Origin of the sequence: Variovorax sp. OV084, assembly GCF_900111625.1 — a bacterium.
Lineage (GTDB): Bacteria > Pseudomonadota > Gammaproteobacteria > Burkholderiales > Burkholderiaceae_C > Variovorax.
The window spans coordinates 161032-178101 of record NZ_FOII01000010.1 but is presented as its reverse complement, the minus strand read 5'-3'; the positions used below and the strand labels follow the sequence as shown (position 1 = coordinate 178101).

Here is a 17070-nt window from a genome sequence, read left to right as displayed (position 1 = left end):
CTTTGAATGGCGCAGCATGTCGTTCATCGCTGGTATGCCCCCGATGCATCGACCGCACCCGGCTGCAGCACCTGCCGCACCGGCCACGACTGCCACAGCCACAACAGCTCCGACACCGCCAGCAGCGAGGCGGTACACAGCAGGAACAGCACCGTCCAGCGGCTCAGCGTGGGCAGCTTGCGCGGAGCGATGTGCGAGAGCGTGCTCGCATAGGCGCGCTCCGACACCACGCGGTCGCGGCCCGAGAAGTCGGCCTGCCGCTGGTAGACGAACTGGAACAGCTCTTCGCGATAGCCCAGCAGGCGGGCTTCTTCGCCGCCGCCGCGGTACTTGCCCTGGAAGCCCAGTGCCAGCGCAAAGAGATACAGCCGCGCGATGTCGCGGCGCGAAGGCTCGCGGCCCGACAGCAGCTCTTCGATGCGGCTGAACACCAGGTCGCCCGCGATGTTGGTGCGGAACAGCGAAGACTCCAGCAGGTGGGCGGTCCAGCGCTCGCGGCCGATCCACGGCGTGTGCAGCAGGATCTCGTCGGCCAGCGCGGCCTTGAGGTAGCGCGCGTCGGCCACGTTCTCCAGCTCGAAGCGCGTGCTCTCGCGACGCGATTCGAGCGACTGCAGCTCGAGCAGGTTCTCCAGGTGGCGGGCCAGCGCCTGCGCCACCATGTCGATGTCGGTCTCGCGCGATTCGGCGGTGCGGTCGCGTGCTTTCACGATCTCGTCGTAGAACGCGCGGAACTGCTTGGTGATGTGGTCGTCGACCGCAAGGTCGGGAAGGGTGCGTGCCATGGGGGTCGATCAGTCTTTGATGAACAGCACGATTTCCTGCGGAGGCTGCGCGGTGGCGCCTTCGTTCGCGTTGGCGATCACCAGGAGTTCGCCGGGCACGGTCAAAGCGGTGCTGGTCTGGATGGCGTAGAGCAGGTAGCCCGAGCCGGGGCGCAGGCCGAGTTCGTCGGCCGACTCGATGGGTCGGCGCACCGCGCCCAGCACGCGGCGTTCGCGCAGCGAGGGGTAGGCCGACTGCGCGCCGACGATGGCGCTGTCCATCCAGGCGAGCAGATCCTTGTCGGACTGGCCGCGCAGGCCGACCACGATGCGCGTGCCGGCCAGCCACTGCGGCTGCAGCGTGGTCTCGAATGCGCCCTGGCGAAACTCGAACTTGTGCTCGCGGTACTCCTGGCTTACTTCGGACACCGCGTCGCGCAGCGCCAGCAGCAGCGGCTGGAACACGCGCGAGGGGTTCGCATGGTCATAGTCCATCGGCACCGGCGGCAGGCCACCGGGCCGCAGCAGGCTCAGCGATGCCAGCAGCGCGCACAGCGACCAGTACATCGGCAGCGGATGCAGGTGCGGCGTGCGCAGCACGGCCTCGGCATGCGGCAGGCCCGAAAGCAGGCTGCGCAGCCGGTCCTTCAGTTCGAGGTGCGCGAGGCGGTCGTCCACGCGTGAAGAGGGCACAGCCGTCTGCTTCGCGACGAAGGCCGCCTTGCCGCGCAACTGGCCCAGCAGGCCGGCGGCCGCAGTCCACAGCGGGTTGTCGCGCGCTACTTCGAGCAGCGGCGGTTGCGCGTCGCCGAGCTTCACGACTTCGTTGTCCTTGAACACCTGGCCCAAGCGCAGATGCACGTGCGTGCCGGGCGGCACCGCGCCCGCGCTGAGTGCCAGGCGCGGCAGCATGCGGGGGATGTTCGCGGGCTCGGCGTCCGACACGGCGTCTTCCACCGGCGCGCCCGACACCGAGCGAAAGCGCACAGTCGCGCCGCGATGCCGCGCGGGGCCGGCGACCGGCAGCGTGAGGTAGATGTCGAGCGGCTCGACGGCAAGCTGGTCTTTATGCGGCGCGAGCGAGAGTTCGAGCGCACCGTGCGCGGCCTCGGCAGCCGAGTACTGCACGGCGGTGCCGTCCGGCAGGATGGCGTCGAGCGCCAGCACGCGCAGCAGGCCGGCGGGCAGCAGGCCCTGGTCGAACACCAGGCGGCGCACGCCCCAGCTGAAGGGCGCGGCGGCCAGCGTCTGCCAGGCCACGAGGGAATCGGTGCGCGCCGAGAGTTGCTGGAAGTGCTGCGGCGACAGCAGCATGCCTTCATGCCACTCGATGCGGTCGGTGATGGGGGCGGCGCTGTGCACGTCAGACATGGCGGGCTCCTGCGCAGGAAGAAGAAAGATGGAATGCGGTGTTCACTGGCGAGGGTCCGGGTTGTTCAGCGTGTGGTCGACACGTCGAAGCTTTGAACGTCGAAGCGGGCGACAACGGCGCCCTTGAGGTCTTCCACCCGCACGCGATTGGCGCCGGGCGTGGTGTAGTTCGCGAAGACGAGCACGGCCGCCACGCGCTGCGAGCCGAAGGCGCTGGAGGGCACGCGAATCGTCTGGCCCGGCACCAGCTCCCACGAGAGGTAAGACAGGCCCTGCGGAAAGGTCTTCTGCAGGTCGGCGCGCGCGCCGAACCACTTGGCTGCGGTGAGCTCGGTGATGCGGGCGAGCATGGTGTCGTCGAGCACCATCACCACGTCGACCGCCACCGGGCTGTTCTGGTTGGCGTCGGGCGAGGCCGACAGCGTGAGCTCGCTCCAGTTCACGCGCGTGCCCTTGGGAAACAGGCTGCCGCATGCGGCCAGCTGCGAGAGCAGCAGCAGGGCGGCGATCCATCTGAAGAGAAGAGTCTTTGTGCGGTTCATCGCGATATTCCAGGGTTCGCCGCGGCTGAAGTCGCATACGCGGCGGAGGGCTGTGCCTGCCGCGCGCCCACGGCAATGCCCATCAGCAAAATCAGCAGGGAGGCCAGCACGCTGCAGCCCGCCAGCAGCATGACGTTGCCGCGCGTGAGCACGAAGCGCAGCGGCTTCGCGGGTACCGCGTCGGCGGCAGGCGCCGTCACGCGCTCCGACGGCAGGCCCGCCGACACGACGGAAATCAGCACGCAGGTGGCCAGCAGCGTCAGCAGGTTGCGCGGCCCCTCGCAGATCAGGTCGATGGCCAGGAACAGCGCCAGCGCAGCCTCGATGGGCAGCTGCAGCATCGCCAGCACGATGCCCGCGTAGCCCACGTTGGTCAGGCTGTTGTTGCCGGCCGAGGCGAAGGCCGCAACCGTCGCGCCCATGCCGATCATTCCGATGTCGGCCGCGCTGAGCGTGCGGTCGTAGAGGTTGGCCACGAACAGCGCCAGCAGCACGTAGTACAGCGCCGAGCCCGCGCGCAGGAACACTGAGGCGGTGGGCACCACCAGCTCGACGATGCCGCGGCTGAAGCCCAGGCGCGCGCTCATCGCCTCGATGGTGTGCGGAATGCTGGCCGTGGTGCTCGACGACATCAGGCTCACGAGCATCGGCGTCTTCAGGTGCTGCAGCACATCGGCCAGCGGCTGGTTGCCGCGCTGGTGGATCACCGCGATGGCGCCCGCGGCCAGCAGCGCCACCAGCGCCACGAAGTGCAGCAGGAAGCCGCTCATGGCGCGGATCGTCACCGCGTCGGTCTGCGCGAACACGTGCGCCGACATACCGAAGGCCACCACAGGCAGCAGGATGTTGGCGCGCGCGATGATGAGTTCGAGCGTGCGGTAGATGCCCTCGAACATGTGGTTGAGCGCGGCGTGCTGCGTGCGCGCCAGCGCGGCAAAGGCCAGGCCGAACAGCAGCGCGCACGACAGGATGCCCAGAGAGCGCCCCTCCACCAGCACGCGGAAGAAGTTGTCGGGCACCAGCGTGACGCGGGGGCGCTCGATGGCCGTTGCCTGCGTGCTGCTGTCGTGCAGGCGCATTTCGAGGTCGCCGCCGTCGCCGGCCTGCTGCACCAGTTCGCCCAGGTGCTCGCGCGATTCGGCGTCCAGGTGCGCGCCCGGTGAGTTCACCCAGCCCAGTGCCAGCCCGGTGCCCGCGCAGCTCATCACCAGCAGCAGCGCAAGGCCCGCGATCATCGCGATGCGCCGTCCCGGAAAGGGCAGCCCCATGGTCTGGCGCAGGCCGAAGAAGGTGGCGACCACCAGCAGCGGAATGGCCGCCATGCTCACGATGGCCAGGTAGACCTGCGCTGCCGTGTACCCCACGTCGCCCACCACAGGCGCATAGACGCCCACGACTCCGCCTGCCGCCATGCACAGAAGCAGGGCGAGCAGGCTGTGGGACATGCGCGTCAGGAAACCCATGTCGGCTTGTTCCATCCCTTGTCGAGTGCGAAGGCGACGGTGGCGCGGGCCAGCTCCAGCGAGCTGTCGATCAGCATCAGCGCGCTGTGCCCGGCGGCGTTCGCTGCCTTCGCGGCGATCGGCAATTCGGTGCAGCCCATGATCACCACGGTGGCGCCGGTGGCGGACAGTGCTTCCAGCGCAAGCTCGAAAGCTGCCGCGCCGGCCTGCACGTCACCGCCCTTCACGGCGCGGATGCAGGCGTCCACGTGGTCCTGGCCGGTCGTGGCGTCGGGCACCAGAAAGTCGATGCCGCGTTCGCGCAACGCCTGCTGGTAGAAGCCAGAGGCCAGCGCGCCGCGCGTGGCGAGCACCGCCACCCGCACCGGCCGTTCGCCCGGTGTCGTGGCTATGGCGGCCACGCACGACTGCGCGATGTGGATCACCGGCGCCCGGCTGTGCTCGACCATCTGCGCATACCAGTGGTGCGACGAGTTGCAGGGAATCGCGATCACGCCCACGCCGATGTCGTTGAGCACGTCGATGCCCGCGAGCAGCGCGCTCAGCGGGTCGGGCCCCGTGCCCAGGATGGCGCTGGAGCGGTCCGGCACGTGCGGCAGGTTCGCCACGATCACCGGCAGGTGCTCCTGGTCGCGCGTGGCGGGAGTGAGCTGGATGATCTTTTCCATGAAGTCCACCGTTGCCGATGGGCCCATGCCGCCGAGAACGCCGATGCGTGACATGAGTGCGTGCCCTCTAGATCTTCAGTGGCCGGGGGCACACGACAGCGACGGCCGCGGTGTTGCCGATGACCAGCACCAGCGTGCGCAGCATGTCGCACACCGGGTCCACCGCCAGGAACAGGATGAACGCCGCCTCGAAGGGCAGGCCCAGGTAGGTGCAGGTCATGCCGATCAGTGACACCGTCACCAGCCCCGTCATGCCCGCAGAGGCAAAGCCCGCGAGCACCGAAGAGGTGAGCACGATGCCGATTTCCACCGGCGACAGTGAACGCCCGTAGATCTGCGCGATGAAGAGCGTGGCGCACACGTAGTACACGACGGGCCCGATGCGCAGCAGCGACACCGTGAGCGGCACCAGCAATTCAACCCGCGAGCGCGCGAAGCCCAGCCGTGTGACCAGGCTCTCGATCATGATCGGCATGCAGGTGGCGCTGCTGCGCGTGGCCAGCGCCAGCGCGAAGGGGCCGCGCATGGCGTTGAGCGTCTGCCCCAGCGTGCCGTTGGAGCGCTTCCAGATGATGACGCACGCCACCGCCAGCAGCACCGTCGACACCACCAGGAAGGCCAGCACGAAGGCGCCCATCGCGCGCAGCGGCTCGATGCCCGTCTTGCCCAGTTGTGCCGCGCTCATGCAGAACAGCACCACCGGCAGCGGAAAGCTCAGCCAGCGCATCAGCGTCTGGCAGGCGTGATAGACGGTTTCGAGCGCCTGGGTCAGCCCGTCTGAAATGCGCGTGGGCACGTGCCCCACCGCCAGGCCGAACAGCAGCGCGAACACCAGCGTCTTCAGCGTGTCGCCGTTGGCCAGGGCCGTGAAAATGTTGGCGGGCACCAGGCTCACCAGCATGTCGGCGAAGCTGGCGGTTTTCTTCACTTCGTCGGTGCCGCGCAGGCTCATGGCCGTGTCGCTGGCGCTCAGGTCGCCGCCGACGATCTGGCCGAAGGTCTGCATGGTGCTGGCCGGCAGGTTCTCGCCGGGGCGAAGCAGCAGCAGCGTGGCCGCGCCGGCAATAGCCACGAAGGCCGAGAACGCGAGGAACACCAGCGCCACGCGGCCCAGCAGGCTGGCCGTGCCGCCGTCGCGAAACAGCCGCTGCAGGCTGAAGATCACGGCCGAGACCATGAAGGGCAGCGTGATCATCTTCAGCAGGTCGACGTAGATGTCGCCCACGAAGCTGAGGGTGGTCGCGAGCGGGGGCGCGAGCATGCCGAAGGCCACGCCGGCCCCGAGGCTGATGATCACGACCCAGGGGTTGAGGACGAAGGCGTAGAGCTTGGAGGAATTCATGATGGGTGCGTGTTCTTTGCGGCTCAGCGATCGAGTGCCTGCAGCACCTTCTGGATGTCCAGCTTCTCGGTGCGCTGGGCGAGGAACTGGTTGACGTAGGCCAGCAGCGTGGTGTCGGTCACGGCCACGCCGATGCCGAGGGTGTCTTCGAGGTCCTTCAGCGTCACGGTGCGCAGCACGAGCGATACGGTCGGGTCGGCCTTGAGCACGCGCTTGACCTCGAACTCGTCGCGATAGGCGCTCACGATCTCGCCCTTGTGCAGGGCCACCAGCACCTCGTTCCAGGTCGGAAACTCCTGCACCTTGGCGTGCGGGAAGTTGGTGCGCGCGTAGTCCGCGAAGGACGACTTGGCGATCACGCCGATGCTGCCGTTGAAGTTGCGGATGACCTCCGGCAGCGGGCGCCCGTGCGAGAGCTGCGCGAACTTCACGCGGTTCAGGATCAGCGAGTGGTTCAGCGTGAGGTAGGCGTCGCTGAACGCAATGGTCTGCGTGCGTGCCAGCGTGCGCGACAGCTTGCTGATGGCCAGGTCGGCCTGGCCGTTGGCCAGCAGGTCGACCACCGCGTTGAAGGTGCCGGCCTCGCGGTTGAAGCGCAGCTTGACGCCCAGCTCCTTCGCGAGCGACTGCGCCAGGCCGACCTCGAGCCCGGTCCACTGGCCGGCGTCGTCGAAGAAGAAGAACGGCGGCGTGTCGACCTTGAGCATGGCCACCACGAGCTCGCCGCGCGTCACGATGCGCGCGATGTCGGGCGCGAGCAGGCGGCCGTCGGGTACGCGCACGAGGCCGTTGGTGAGCACGGGTGCCGCTGGCGCGACAGGGGCTGCCGGCTCGACCGGAAACGCGGGCGCGGGCGCCACGGCGGCGGGCGCAGCGAGTGCGACCGGCACGGCGATCACGCCCTGCGCCACGGGCCGTTCGCCCGCCGCGCTGGCGGGGCCACCCGCGCAGAGGCCGGCCAGCGCCAGCAATGTTGGGAGGGCGAGGCGACGCAGCGCGCTGTGCATGCCCATGAGGTGTCGTGTGTTGTTCGACATGCTTTGATCTACTTTGGTCATTGGGTGGAGGCGGCGGGAGCCGGCGCGGCTGTGGGGGCAGGTGCGGGGGAGGGCGACTGCAGCGGCGCAGGCGCCGCGGCGGCAGGAGCCGAAGGGATGGGCGCAGGCGCCAGCAGCTTGCCGATCTCCACGCCCATCAGGAACAGGAGGACGCACAGCAGCACCAGGCAGGTCACCGTGATGGCGACCATGCGGGAGCTCATCGTGAAAACGTATTGCGACATGAGTAAGTAGGGATCGGTCAGGGGACCATTGAAGTGAACTGTCCCGGCACGACGACCTGGATCACGCCGCCCCAGTTGCAAGCGAGCTTCGAGCTGTCCTGCAGTGCGGGCATGCTGCCGACCAGCACCGTGGGCGAGCCGGGCGCCCAGGGCGCGGCCGTTACCGGAATGCAGGGCATCGGCGTGAAGGCGCCGAGCGCGGCGGCGGTGGCCGCGGCCACCATCGGGTTCGACATGCTGTTGCAGGTGCCGAAGGGCAGGATGTTGGCGATCGGCTTGTTGTCCATGATGGTGGCCGCCGGCACGCCGCTGGTGACCACCGCGTTCACGGGCAGCACCACGAGGTTGGAAGGCGCGGCGCCGAAGCTGCACTGCAGCGTGGCCCCCATGCAGACGTGCATGCCCATGGTTCAGCCTCCCCTCACGAGTTTTTCCAGGCTCTTCATGAAGCCCGGCGATGCGGCTGTCTCCACGACCTCGTGGCCGGCTTGGTCGAAGCGGCGCGGGTTGCCGTGCGGCTTGCCCTGGCGGTACGCGATTTCTTCCATCAGCTGGCCGTTGGGCCAGAAGCGCCGCAGCGGGCCGTGCAGCACGCTGGCCACGTAGGTGGACGACTGCGCCACGCCGCCGCTTGCCAGATAGTCGAGCACTTCGCCGTCGAGCAGGCCGGCGCGGTATTGCTCGCGCCGCACCATGCGGCCTTCGTTGTAGTAGGTGGCTTCGCCTTCGAGGCGGCCGGCCACGTAGCGCAACCGTGCCGTGACGTCGCCTGACTCGGCATACGCCACGGCATCGCCGTGCAGCGTGCCGCGCACGTGCTGGTGTGTCTGCATGAGCTTGCCGCTGGGGTAGTAGCTGCGCGTGGTGCCTTCGGCCACGCCGCCGAAGCGCTGCGTTTCCTGCAGCAGCTGGCCGCGTTCGTCGAACAGGCGCATGGCGCCGTGCGGCACGCCGGCCTGGTAGGAGGCCTCCATCGCCGGCTTGCCCGCGGCCGAAAACACCTGCATCGGCCCGTGCGGCACGTCGCCCAGGAAAGACGCGCGCACCACCGTCTGGCCTGCGCCGTCGAGGGCTTCGCGCACCACGGCCTCGGGCATCAAGGCCAGGTCTTTTGTTGGGAGGGAAGGAAGTGCCATGGCGTTCAATCGTTCAATTGATCTTCACCAGCCCGCCCTTGAGCGTGACCATGCCGCCGCCTTCGACGGCGTTCATGCCCGAAGCCTTGCTGCTGATCGAGGGCGCCTCGTTCGACAGCGAGGCGCCGCCCTTGGCCGACAGCGCCACGCCGGCCTCGGCCTTGAAGTTGACGCCGGCGTTGGCGCCCAGGTCGGTGCCGGCCTTCAGGTCCAGCGTCTGGGCCGACTTGATGAGCAGGGTGCCTGTCACGTCGATCACCAGGTTGCCCGTGACCTTGAGCTCGTAGTTGCCCGTGACCGTCTGCGTGAAGTTGGCCTTGTTGTCGTGCGTCTCGTTGCCCGTGACGTCCAGCGCGCGCGTGCCCTTCACCGAGTGGGTTTCGTTGCCCGTGTCGACTTTGACCGTGCGGTTGCCCTTGGTGACGGTGTGGAGCTCGTTGCCGGCCATCACCGTGGTAGTCAGATCGTTCTCGATTTCCACGCGCATGTCTTTCTGGGCGTGCAGGTAGAACTCTTCGGAGCCCTTCTTGTCCTCGAAGCGCATCTCGTTGCCCGCGTCGCCGGTCTTGGTCGAGCGCGATCGGATCGTGCTTTGCGACGACATGCCCGGCAGGGTGACCGGCGTGGGGTTCGTGCCGTTGTAGACGCTGCCCGAGACCAGCGGCCGGTCGGGATCGCCATCGACATAGCTCACGACCACCTCCTGCCCGATGCGCGGCAGGAAGAGCGCGCCCCAGCCCTTGCCGGCCCACATCTGCGAGACGCGGATCCAGCACGAACTCTTGTCGTTCTTCTTGCCCAGCTGGTCCCATGGAAACTGCACCTTGATGCGCCCGTGCTCGTCGGTCCAGATTTCTTCGCCGGCCGGGCCCACCACCTGCGCCGTATGGTTGCCGGCCACCACCGGTCGCGGCGTGAGGCGTTGCGGGCGGAAGGGCAGGTCGGGAGGCAGGGTCTCGAAGCTGTTGCTGTAGTGCTCGCGCTCGGCGTGGTGCCGCACGCTGTGCACCACGTGCTTCACGTTGAGATCCTCGCGGGAGTGCTCTTCCAGCGTGAAGGTGGTGCCCGGCGTCAGGTAGTGGCAATGGCTGTCGCCGCGGCCCGACTGGCTGCCGGCCTGGTGCATTTCCAGGCGGATGCGCGCGCGCGCCGCGCCGGCCGCCGCTGGCACGCGCGAGGGATATTCGTAGTCGAGGCCGCGCCCGATCTTTCCCTCGTGCTGCTCCCGCAGATCGGTGTCGGGCGTGAGGAAGTCGTAGTCGTCCACCGCCTGGTCCTTGGTCACCAGCCGGGCGTCCGACTCGAAGCGGGTGACGGCATGGGTGTGCGCGTAGCCTTCCTCGCTGCTGCGCATGACGAGCTTTTCCGCGTGGGGGCAGGGCATGCACGCCGAGTTGCTGTCGGCCAGCACCAGCGTGTGCGCGCCGTCCGCGAAGGTGAAGAAGTAGAAGATGCCTTCCTCTTCCATCAGGCGCGAGATGAAGTCGAAGGCTGTCTCGTCGTAGCGCACGCAGTATTCGCGAGGTGCGTAGGTGCCCTGCAGCTGCGTGCTGAAGGCCACGCCGAATTCGCCGAGCACCTTCTGCAGGATGTCGGGCGTGCTCATGCTCTGGTAGATCACGCGGTCGCGCCCCAGCGTGAGCAGCCACATGCGCGGCACCAGTTCGAGCGAGTAGGTCGCGAAGTCCCGGTTGCTGCCCAGGTAGGTGAAGCGCGAGACGATGCCGTTGAAGAAGCGGGTTTCCTTCTCGGGCCGCTGCAGCACAACCGTGGCCGAGGTGCCGATCAGGTCGTCGGCTTTCAGCGCGCTCGAAGGGGAACGCATGGTGAGCGAGCACGCGAACAGCTGCGACAACCCCTCGGCGGCCTGGAAGGCGTCGAGCAGCAGTTCGTCCGGCCCGAGCACGGTCTTCACCGTCAGGAAGGCGGCGTGCTGGGTGAAGCCTTCGCGCATGTTCATCTATCAGCTCAGCGTGGCCGGTTCGAAGCTGAAGGCGAACGCACCGTCGCCGTCCATGCCCATGTGCACCGCGGTGAACGCGGCGGCCATCGAGATGCGCTCCAGCACCTGGCGCGAAAGCTCGGGCAGCACCGCATGAGCCAGGATGTGGTCGATGTTGCGCGCGCCGCTGTCCACCTCGGTGCAGCGCGCGGTAATGGCGTCTTCCACCTGCACGTCCCACGTGAAGGTAGCGTGGTGGTTCAGCGCGAAGCGCCGCGCCAGCTTGCCGAGCTTGAGGTTCACGATCGAGCGGATCTGCTCGTCGCCCAGGTGGTGATAAGGCACCAGCGCCAGCCGGCCCAGGAAGGCGGGGCTGAACTGCTTGAGCAACTCGGGGCGCAGTCGCTCCACCAGCTCTTCGGGGTCGGGCCTGCGCCCGCCCTGCGAGGCCTGCGTGATCACGTCTTGCGCGGCGTTGGAGGTGAGCAGGATCAGCGTGTTCTTGAAGTCGATCTGCACGCCTTCGCCGTCTTCCATCGTGCCCTTGTCGAACACCTGGAAGAACAGCTCCAGCACGTCGGGATGGGCCTTCTCCATTTCGTCGAGCAGCACCACGCTGTAGGGGCGGCGACGCACGGCCTCGGTCAGCACGCCGCCGCGCCCGTAGCCCACGTAGCCGGGCGGCGCGCCCTTGAGGCTGGAGACGGTGTGGGCCTCCTGGAACTCCGACATGTTCACGGTGATGACGTTGCGCTCGCCGCCGTACAGCAGGTCGGCCAGCGCGAAGGCCGTCTCGGTCTTGCCCACGCCGCTGGGCCCCACCAGCATGAACACGCCCACGGGCTTGCCGGGGTCGTCGAGGTCGGCGCGGAAGGTGCGCACGCGCCGCGCGATGGCGTCGAGCGCGTCGTCTTGCCCGACCACGCGCTCGGCGAGCTTCTCCTTCAGGTTGAGCACCGTGTGCAGTTCGTCGGTCATCATCTTGCCGACCGGGATGCCGGTCCAGCCGGAGATGACTTCGGCCACCATCACGCCATCGACGCACACGGGCACCATGGGCTCGTCGCTCTGCAGCGCCTCCAGGCCCTTCTCGAGGCGGCGCAACGCGGCGGTGAGCAGCGCGGGGTCGTTCTCTTCGTCGGGCGGCGGTGCGTTGTCGCGCAGGCTGTCAGAAATCTTGCGGCGCAGCGCGACGATCTCCATCACCGCGTGCTTCTCTTCGTCGACCTTGTCGGACAGGCGCTTGTGCTTCTGGCGCAGCACGTCGAGCCGCGAGGTGAGCGCGGCGATGGCGTCCTGGTGGTCGCCACCGGTGGCGGCCTCGTGGCGCAGCACGCGCAGCTCGCTCTCGCCCGTGGAGATGTCGCGCGCGGCCGATTCGAGCTCGGCCGGCAGCCCGTTCTGACCGATGGCCACGCGCGCGCAGGCGGTGTCGAGCACGCTGATGGCCTTGTCGGGCAGCTGGCGGCCGGTGATGTAGCGGTGCGAGAGCTTGACGGCCTCGCGCACGGCGTCGTCGACGATCTCCACGCCGTGGTGCTTCTCCAGCGTCTCGACCATGCCGCGCAGCATGTCGATGGCGACTTCTTCGCTCGGCTCCTCGACCTTCACGACCTGGAAGCGCCGTGCCAGTGCAGGGTCGCGCTCGACGTATTTCTTGTACTCGGCCCAGGTGGTGGCCGCGATGGTGCGCAGCTCGCCGCGCGCGAGCGCAGGCTTGAGCAGGTTGGCCGCGTCGCCCTGGCCCTCGGCACCGCCCGCGCCGATGAGCTGGTGCGCCTCGTCGATGAACAAAATCACCGGCGTGGGCGAGGCCTTGACCTCGGCAATGACCGACTTGAGTCGGTTCTCGAACTCGCCCTTCACGCCGGCGCCCGCCTGCAACAGTGCCAGGTCGAGCGAGCGCACCGACACATGGCGCAGCGCGGGCGGTACGTCGCCCTGCACCACGCGTTGCGCGAAGCCTTCGACCACCGCCGTCTTGCCGACACCGGCCTCGCCGGTGAGGATGGGGTTGTTCTGGCGGCGGCGCAGCAGCACATCGATGATCTGGCGGATCTCGCCGTCGCGACCGCGGATGGGGTCGATCGCGCCGTCGCGCGCGAGCTGCGTCATGTCGACCGTGTACTGGTCGAGCGAGGGCGTGGCCGAGTTGTTGCGGCGCGCGGTGGGCATCTGCAGCGGCGGCGCACCGGCGTCTGGCGCCGATGGCGCAGCCGACTGGTTCGCGGCAGGCGCCGAAGCTATCGGCGCGGTGGACAGTGCCGAAGCGGCCGCATCTTCAGGCGACGACTGCAGCAGGCCGGCGAGTTCGTCGCGCAGCGTGCCGCGCGGAATCTGCAGCAGCGCGGGCGCGGCATCGACCAGGCGGCCGCGCAGGCGGTCCACATCGAGCAGCGCCAGCATCAGCGTGCCCGAGCGGATGTGCTGCTGGCCCAGCAGCATCGAGCTCATGAGCCAGGCTTCCTGGAACAGCGGGGCGAAGTCGGGCGTCAGGCTCGGCGTGCGGCCGTTGCCACGCTTGAAGGTGTCGAGCGACTTCTGCAACTGCGCCTGCACGGTGTCGGGGCGCAGGCCGAAGCGGCCGAACACCAGCCGCAGGTCGGGGGCGTCGTTATCCACCAGCTTCAGCAGCAGGTGTTCGAGGTCGACGTTGTAGTGCGTCTGCTGCACGCACAGCTCGGCGGCCTGTTCCATGGCGCGCTTGCATTCCGGGTTGAGCCGGCCGAGCAGGGTGCGGATGTCGATGTCCATAAGGCGTGTTCGGGTCAGGCGCCGGGCGCGTCGCCGCCGTCGCTGGTCAAGGTGTGGTGAACGGGCGGCAATGCGCCGCGGAAGGTCGGGCCCGCGACCCATGAAGTCCAGCCCAGTCGCATCGGGTTTGCGGCGCCGAGCACGCTGCTGCGCAATTCGGTGGGAGCGAGGCTCAGCTCCATCTCGACCTTCAGGTCTTGCGGGATGAAGCGGCGCACCAGCCACTTGGCGAGCGCATGGTCTGCGCCGCGCGGCAGCAGGGCGCGCAGGCGCTGCTGGCTCAGGTTGCTGAAGGTGAGGCGGATGCCGGCGCCCTGGTCCCACACGCGCTTGCCGAGCACGGCGCCGCCGCCCAGCGGCGTGCGCATGTCCAGCCGCGCCGAGGCATCGGGTTCCAGTGCGAGCCAGCGGCCGCGGAACTGCGTGCCGTGCACCTGCACGCCGAGCCGGTCGCGCAGCAGGGCCAGCAGCGCGGTCATGCCGCGCGGCGCGCCGCCGAGCAGACCGGCATGGCGCAGCCACAGGGCGGAGCCATCGGGTGCGCGCACACCGGCGCGCAGGCCCAGTGCGCTGGCTGCATCGAGCGTGGACGCCAGCGTGGAGCTCGAAGGCGACTGCGGGTTGAGCGCAACGTGGTGCTTGCGGCGGCCGCGGTACAGGAAGGCCAGGAAGCGGTGGTTGAAGATGTCGAGGAAGTCCCCCGTCGCGTGGTCGCGCTGCTGCCGGCGCTCCAGCAGCATCTCGGTGAAGGGCATCGGCAGCGGGCCGCCGCTGCCGCCCAGCGAAAGGGCGGGCGTGGTGAGCTCGAAGGGCTCGCCGGTCGATGCGTCAGTGCCGACTTCGCGCACGTCGCTGGCCTCGAACGCCAGCGTGACGAAGGCATGCAGCCGCACGGCCTCTCGTTCGCGCGGGCCTTGCGAACGGCCCACAGGCACCGCCTCGGGCGCGGCGCGCTCGAGCAGGCTGATGGCCTGGAACAGGTTGAAGTCCTGCGGGCGGGCGGTGAGTTGTTCGATCACAGAACCACCTGCCGGCCCGTCATCGGGGCCCACTGTTTTCTGACCTCTTCGCCGTTGCGCACCACGAGGCGAACGAAGGAGTTCACCGAGGTGTACATCGCGAAGAAGCGCGCGAGAACGGCCGACATCATCAGAGGCGAGCCGCCGACGAAGGCGTCGTCCTCGAATTCGAGCGTGACCTGCGTGCCGCGGCAGTAGCCGCGCCAGGCTTCGGTGCCCACGTGGGCGGTGACGCCCCGCGCCGAGAGCCCGGCGATGCCGCGGATCTGCGCATGGTCGCGCCGGCTGTCGGAAGCGAACAGCAGCAGCATCTCGCGCAGTTGCTCGCGGCCGGTGGAGCCGTCCACCAGCGACTGATGGTTGAGCGTGAGCAGCGACACCAGCCGCCACAGCGTTTCGCTGCCCAGCGGCGGATCGCGTTGCGCGGTGGGCTCGTACAGGCAGCGCACTTGGGTGGGCTGCGACGGGCCTTCGGCCACCAGGCGCGCGCCCACGGGCACCTGCTCGGCCAGCCGCCGGTTGGTGCACAGCAGGTGCGCATACACCACCGGTTGCGCGGGCCGGCTGTGCGTCTTGCCCTGGTCGACGAAGGACAGGAAGACGTCGGTGCCGGGAATGTTCTGGCGCAGGCAGGGCTCGCGCCGTGCGGCCCAGAACACCGCGCCGCCCTGCGCGCCCTGTGCACCGTCCACATGGCCCAGTGCGGCGAAGCCCGGCACGTCGACGGGCTTGTCGGCGTCCGGGTCGGAGGCGATCACCGAGACGATCGAATGCACTTCGGTGGTGGCGTCGCGCTGGCGGTCGGGCACCAGCATGTATTCGTAGTGGCGCTGGTCCATCACCAGCGGCTCGCTCACGCGCGGGAACAGATTGACGATGGGCGTGCAGCCGAGCTGGAAGTTGTCGGCGTCGATGTGCCGCAGCACCCTGGTGGTGCGATCGAGCTGGAACACCAGCTCGCAGCTGCGTCCGCGGCCCAGGCGCGAGCGCAGGTGATGCAGGTCGAAGAAATGAAACTTGCGCGGAAACGCGAAGTACTCCTGCAGCAGGCCGTAGGCGGGCTGTGCGTTGGCGGGCTGCGGCAGCACTTCTTCGCCTTCGGCAAAGCCGACCTCGCGCCATGCGTCGGCCGGCAGCATCTGCAGCGTGCCGCCTTCGGGGGTGATGCCTACCGACTTCACGCCCGACACCAGCGCGTCGTACAGCGGCATCGTGGTCATCCAGTCGCCTTGCAGGTGGATGCGCAGGCTGTCGATCTCCAGCTCGGAGAAGTCGGCTTCGGTATTGCATTCGAGCCTGAGCCGAAGCACGGCGTCGGCGTCGATGGCGGCGTGCGCGATGCGCAGTGGCCACAGCACGGTGTCCCATGCGGTGCGGAAGCGGCACTCCTGCGGCTGAGTGGCTTGCGTCCTCGCATGCAGCATGGTGTGGCGCGGCACGCGAAAGCCCGCCGTGACCTTGCCCTGCGCCGGATCGAGCCCGAACTGCGCCACCGACATCGAGGGCAGCGGCTGCACCAGCGACGGGCAGAGGTTGTCGAGCAGCGCGTAGGCGACGTCGGGAAATTCCTGGTCGAGGTCGCGATGCACGCGCGCCGACAGGAAGGCCACCGACTCGATCAGTCGTTCGGTGTGCGGGTCGAGCGATTCGCCGCCGTGCAGCGAGAGGCGCGAGGCGACCTTGGGATAGCGCTGGGCGAAGTCCGACCCCTGTCCTCGCAGGTAGGACAGTTCGCGCTTGTAGTACTGCAGCAGGTCGCTGTGCTGGATGTCGGACACGTCAGGCGACCTTCATCAGGCTGTCGGGCGTGCCGAGCAGCATTTCGAAATCCACGTGGCGCAGCGCGAGCCCGGCCCGCGCCTGCGCGCCGATGCGCACCAGCGCCACTTCATGCCGGTTGGGCGTGGCGCTCACTTGCACGCTCACGTCCGTCAGGCGCGGCTCGTAGCGCTGCACCGCCTGGCGCAGCGTCGCAGCCAGCTGCTGCAAGTCGGCGGCGTTCTGCGCGCTGAGCGCGGAGAAATCCGGAATGCCGTACTCCAGCACCGTGCCGCTGCCCTGCGCATAGTCGGCAGCCGACAGCGGCGAGCGCGTGTTGAACAGACGGCGCAGCTCACGGCCAATGGAGTCCTGCAAGGACTCCATCGTTTCGAGATGAGCAGCGCCGCGGGCGTGCTCGGACGGCGCCGACGCCAGCCGGTCGAACAGGGGCGCGACGCCCCCTTTGATGAGTTCGGACACGGTAGGCGCCGGGTGTCAGCGTCGAGCCGTCATGCGACCGCGACGTTCTTCGAGAGATCCCAGCCGAACGGTGCGATGCCTTCCTGGCCGCCTTCTTCCTTCTGCTTCGTGTACTCGACCTTGATGGCCGCGTAGTTCAGGGAGACGCTTTCCTGCGGCAGGTCACCGCCGCTGGAAACGGAGAGGCCGCTGAGGATGACGTCGGTCAGGGTCACGACCATCAAGGGCAGCAGGCCGCTCTTGTCTTCGCGCGGGAAGGTGATGATGGTGTCGCCCGCGAACACCTCGCCACCGGCGAGTTTCTGCAGCAGCTGGGGCGTGGCCGAGTCGCTGGTGCGGGTCACGGTGATTTCGGAGAAGCTGGGCTTGCCCGCGGTGCGTTCCTGGTTGGAGGTGCCCGCCGTCACGGCGAGGCCGGCGCCGAACTGGAAGCTCTGGACTTCCAGTTCGTCCTTGTGGCCCTCGATCTGGGTTTGACCGGTGACACCTGGGATCTTGAGATAGATAGGCATGTGAATGTTCTTTCAGTAAATCTGTTGGTTCGTC

General features: G+C 68.4%; 16 protein-coding genes. All 16 read right to left on the bottom strand.

What is annotated here, in order from left to right:
* Positions 1-23 precede the first annotated feature (23 nt).
* The 16 genes from BMW87_RS23290 to BMW87_RS23215 all read right to left on the bottom strand — a co-directional run bounded on the left by BMW87_RS23290 (position 24) and on the right by BMW87_RS23215 (position 17036).
* On the bottom strand, positions 24-785 hold the full coding sequence (locus BMW87_RS23290; RefSeq protein ID WP_093058205.1) for a DotU family type IV/VI secretion system protein: 762 nt from the start codon (positions 783-785) through the stop codon (positions 24-26).
* 9 nt (positions 786-794) lie between these two features.
* Complete coding sequence (tssK, locus tag BMW87_RS23285; protein ID WP_093078892.1) at positions 795-2135, bottom strand: type VI secretion system baseplate subunit TssK; 1341 nt, start codon at positions 2133-2135, stop codon at positions 795-797.
* A gap of 65 nt (positions 2136-2200) precedes the next feature.
* A complete protein-coding gene (locus tag BMW87_RS23280; protein WP_093078891.1) occupies positions 2201-2677 on the bottom strand; it encodes a hypothetical protein in 477 nt (158 codons plus the stop codon).
* Positions 2674-4155 carry a dicarboxylate/amino acid:cation symporter gene (locus tag BMW87_RS23275; RefSeq protein ID WP_256216877.1) on the bottom strand — a complete coding sequence of 494 codons (1482 nt, stop codon included), beginning with the start codon at positions 4153-4155 and terminating at the stop codon, positions 2674-2676. Before BMW87_RS23275 ends, BMW87_RS23280 begins: the two co-directional genes overlap by 4 nt.
* Entirely contained in the window at positions 4128-4862 is a 735-nt protein-coding gene (locus BMW87_RS23270; protein ID WP_093078888.1) for a cysteate racemase, read from the bottom strand. Before BMW87_RS23270 ends, BMW87_RS23275 begins: the two co-directional genes overlap by 28 nt.
* Before the next feature lie 13 nt (positions 4863-4875).
* On the bottom strand, positions 4876-6150 hold the full coding sequence (locus BMW87_RS23265) for a dicarboxylate/amino acid:cation symporter (RefSeq protein WP_093058209.1): 1275 nt from the start codon (positions 6148-6150) through the stop codon (positions 4876-4878).
* A gap of 23 nt (positions 6151-6173) precedes the next feature.
* A complete protein-coding gene (locus tag BMW87_RS23260) occupies positions 6174-7163 on the bottom strand; it encodes an ABC transporter substrate-binding protein (protein WP_256216876.1) in 990 nt (329 codons plus the stop codon).
* Positions 7164-7204: 41 nt separating this feature from the next.
* Positions 7205-7411 (bottom strand): hypothetical protein, encoded by a 207-nt coding sequence (locus BMW87_RS23255; RefSeq protein ID WP_256216874.1) that lies wholly within the window; start codon positions 7409-7411, stop codon positions 7205-7207.
* Between the two features lie 38 nt (positions 7412-7449).
* Entirely contained in the window at positions 7450-7839 is a 390-nt protein-coding gene (locus tag BMW87_RS23250; protein WP_093078883.1) for a DUF4280 domain-containing protein, read from the bottom strand.
* 3 nt (positions 7840-7842) lie between these two features.
* Positions 7843-8568 carry a toxin-antitoxin system YwqK family antitoxin gene (locus BMW87_RS23245; RefSeq protein ID WP_143062608.1) on the bottom strand — a complete coding sequence of 242 codons (726 nt, stop codon included), beginning with the start codon at positions 8566-8568 and terminating at the stop codon, positions 7843-7845.
* 13 nt (positions 8569-8581) lie between these two features.
* A complete protein-coding gene (locus tag BMW87_RS23240) occupies positions 8582-10528 on the bottom strand; it encodes a type VI secretion system Vgr family protein (protein ID WP_354337643.1) in 1947 nt (648 codons plus the stop codon).
* 3 nt (positions 10529-10531) lie between these two features.
* Entirely contained in the window at positions 10532-13264 is a 2733-nt protein-coding gene (gene tssH / locus BMW87_RS23235; RefSeq protein ID WP_093078882.1) for a type VI secretion system ATPase TssH, read from the bottom strand.
* Positions 13265-13278: 14 nt separating this feature from the next.
* Positions 13279-14283 (bottom strand): type VI secretion system baseplate subunit TssG, encoded by a 1005-nt coding sequence (gene tssG, locus BMW87_RS23230; protein WP_256216873.1) that lies wholly within the window; start codon positions 14281-14283, stop codon positions 13279-13281.
* Entirely contained in the window at positions 14280-16061 is a 1782-nt protein-coding gene (gene tssF, locus BMW87_RS23225) for a type VI secretion system baseplate subunit TssF (protein ID WP_371258848.1), read from the bottom strand. Before tssF ends, tssG begins: the two co-directional genes overlap by 4 nt.
* A 1-nt stretch (position 16062) precedes the next feature.
* A complete protein-coding gene (gene tssE / locus BMW87_RS23220; protein ID WP_093078879.1) occupies positions 16063-16524 on the bottom strand; it encodes a type VI secretion system baseplate subunit TssE in 462 nt (153 codons plus the stop codon).
* 29 nt (positions 16525-16553) lie between these two features.
* Positions 16554-17036 (bottom strand): Hcp family type VI secretion system effector, encoded by a 483-nt coding sequence (locus BMW87_RS23215; RefSeq protein WP_093058217.1) that lies wholly within the window; start codon positions 17034-17036, stop codon positions 16554-16556.
* Positions 17037-17070 lie beyond the last annotated feature (34 nt).

Excerpts from the sequence above, each read along its gene's own strand:
- BMW87_RS23290 (WP_093058205.1), bottom strand. The coding sequence starts at position 785 with ATGGCACGCACCCTTCCCGACCTTGCGGTCGACGACCACATCACCAAG.
- tssK (WP_093078892.1), bottom strand. The coding sequence starts at position 2,135 with ATGTCTGACGTGCACAGCGCCGCCCCCATCACCGACCGCATCGAGTGG.
- BMW87_RS23280 (WP_093078891.1), bottom strand. The coding sequence starts at position 2,677 with ATGAACCGCACAAAGACTCTTCTCTTCAGATGGATCGCCGCCCTGCTG.
- BMW87_RS23275 (WP_256216877.1), bottom strand. The coding sequence starts at position 4,155 with ATGGAACAAGCCGACATGGGTTTCCTGACGCGCATGTCCCACAGCCTG.
- BMW87_RS23270 (WP_093078888.1), bottom strand. The coding sequence starts at position 4,862 with ATGTCACGCATCGGCGTTCTCGGCGGCATGGGCCCATCGGCAACGGTG.
- BMW87_RS23265 (WP_093058209.1), bottom strand. The coding sequence starts at position 6,150 with ATGAATTCCTCCAAGCTCTACGCCTTCGTCCTCAACCCCTGGGTCGTG.
- BMW87_RS23260 (WP_256216876.1), bottom strand. The coding sequence starts at position 7,163 with ATGGGCATGCACAGCGCGCTGCGTCGCCTCGCCCTCCCAACATTGCTG.
- BMW87_RS23255 (WP_256216874.1), bottom strand. The coding sequence starts at position 7,411 with ATGAGCTCCCGCATGGTCGCCATCACGGTGACCTGCCTGGTGCTGCTG.
- BMW87_RS23250 (WP_093078883.1), bottom strand. The coding sequence starts at position 7,839 with ATGGGCATGCACGTCTGCATGGGGGCCACGCTGCAGTGCAGCTTCGGC.
- BMW87_RS23245 (WP_143062608.1), bottom strand. The coding sequence starts at position 8,568 with ATGGCACTTCCTTCCCTCCCAACAAAAGACCTGGCCTTGATGCCCGAG.
- BMW87_RS23240 (WP_354337643.1), bottom strand. The coding sequence starts at position 10,528 with ATGAACATGCGCGAAGGCTTCACCCAGCACGCCGCCTTCCTGACGGTG.
- tssH (WP_093078882.1), bottom strand. The coding sequence starts at position 13,264 with ATGGACATCGACATCCGCACCCTGCTCGGCCGGCTCAACCCGGAATGC.
- BMW87_RS23215 (WP_093058217.1), bottom strand. The coding sequence starts at position 17,036 with ATGCCTATCTATCTCAAGATCCCAGGTGTCACCGGTCAAACCCAGATC.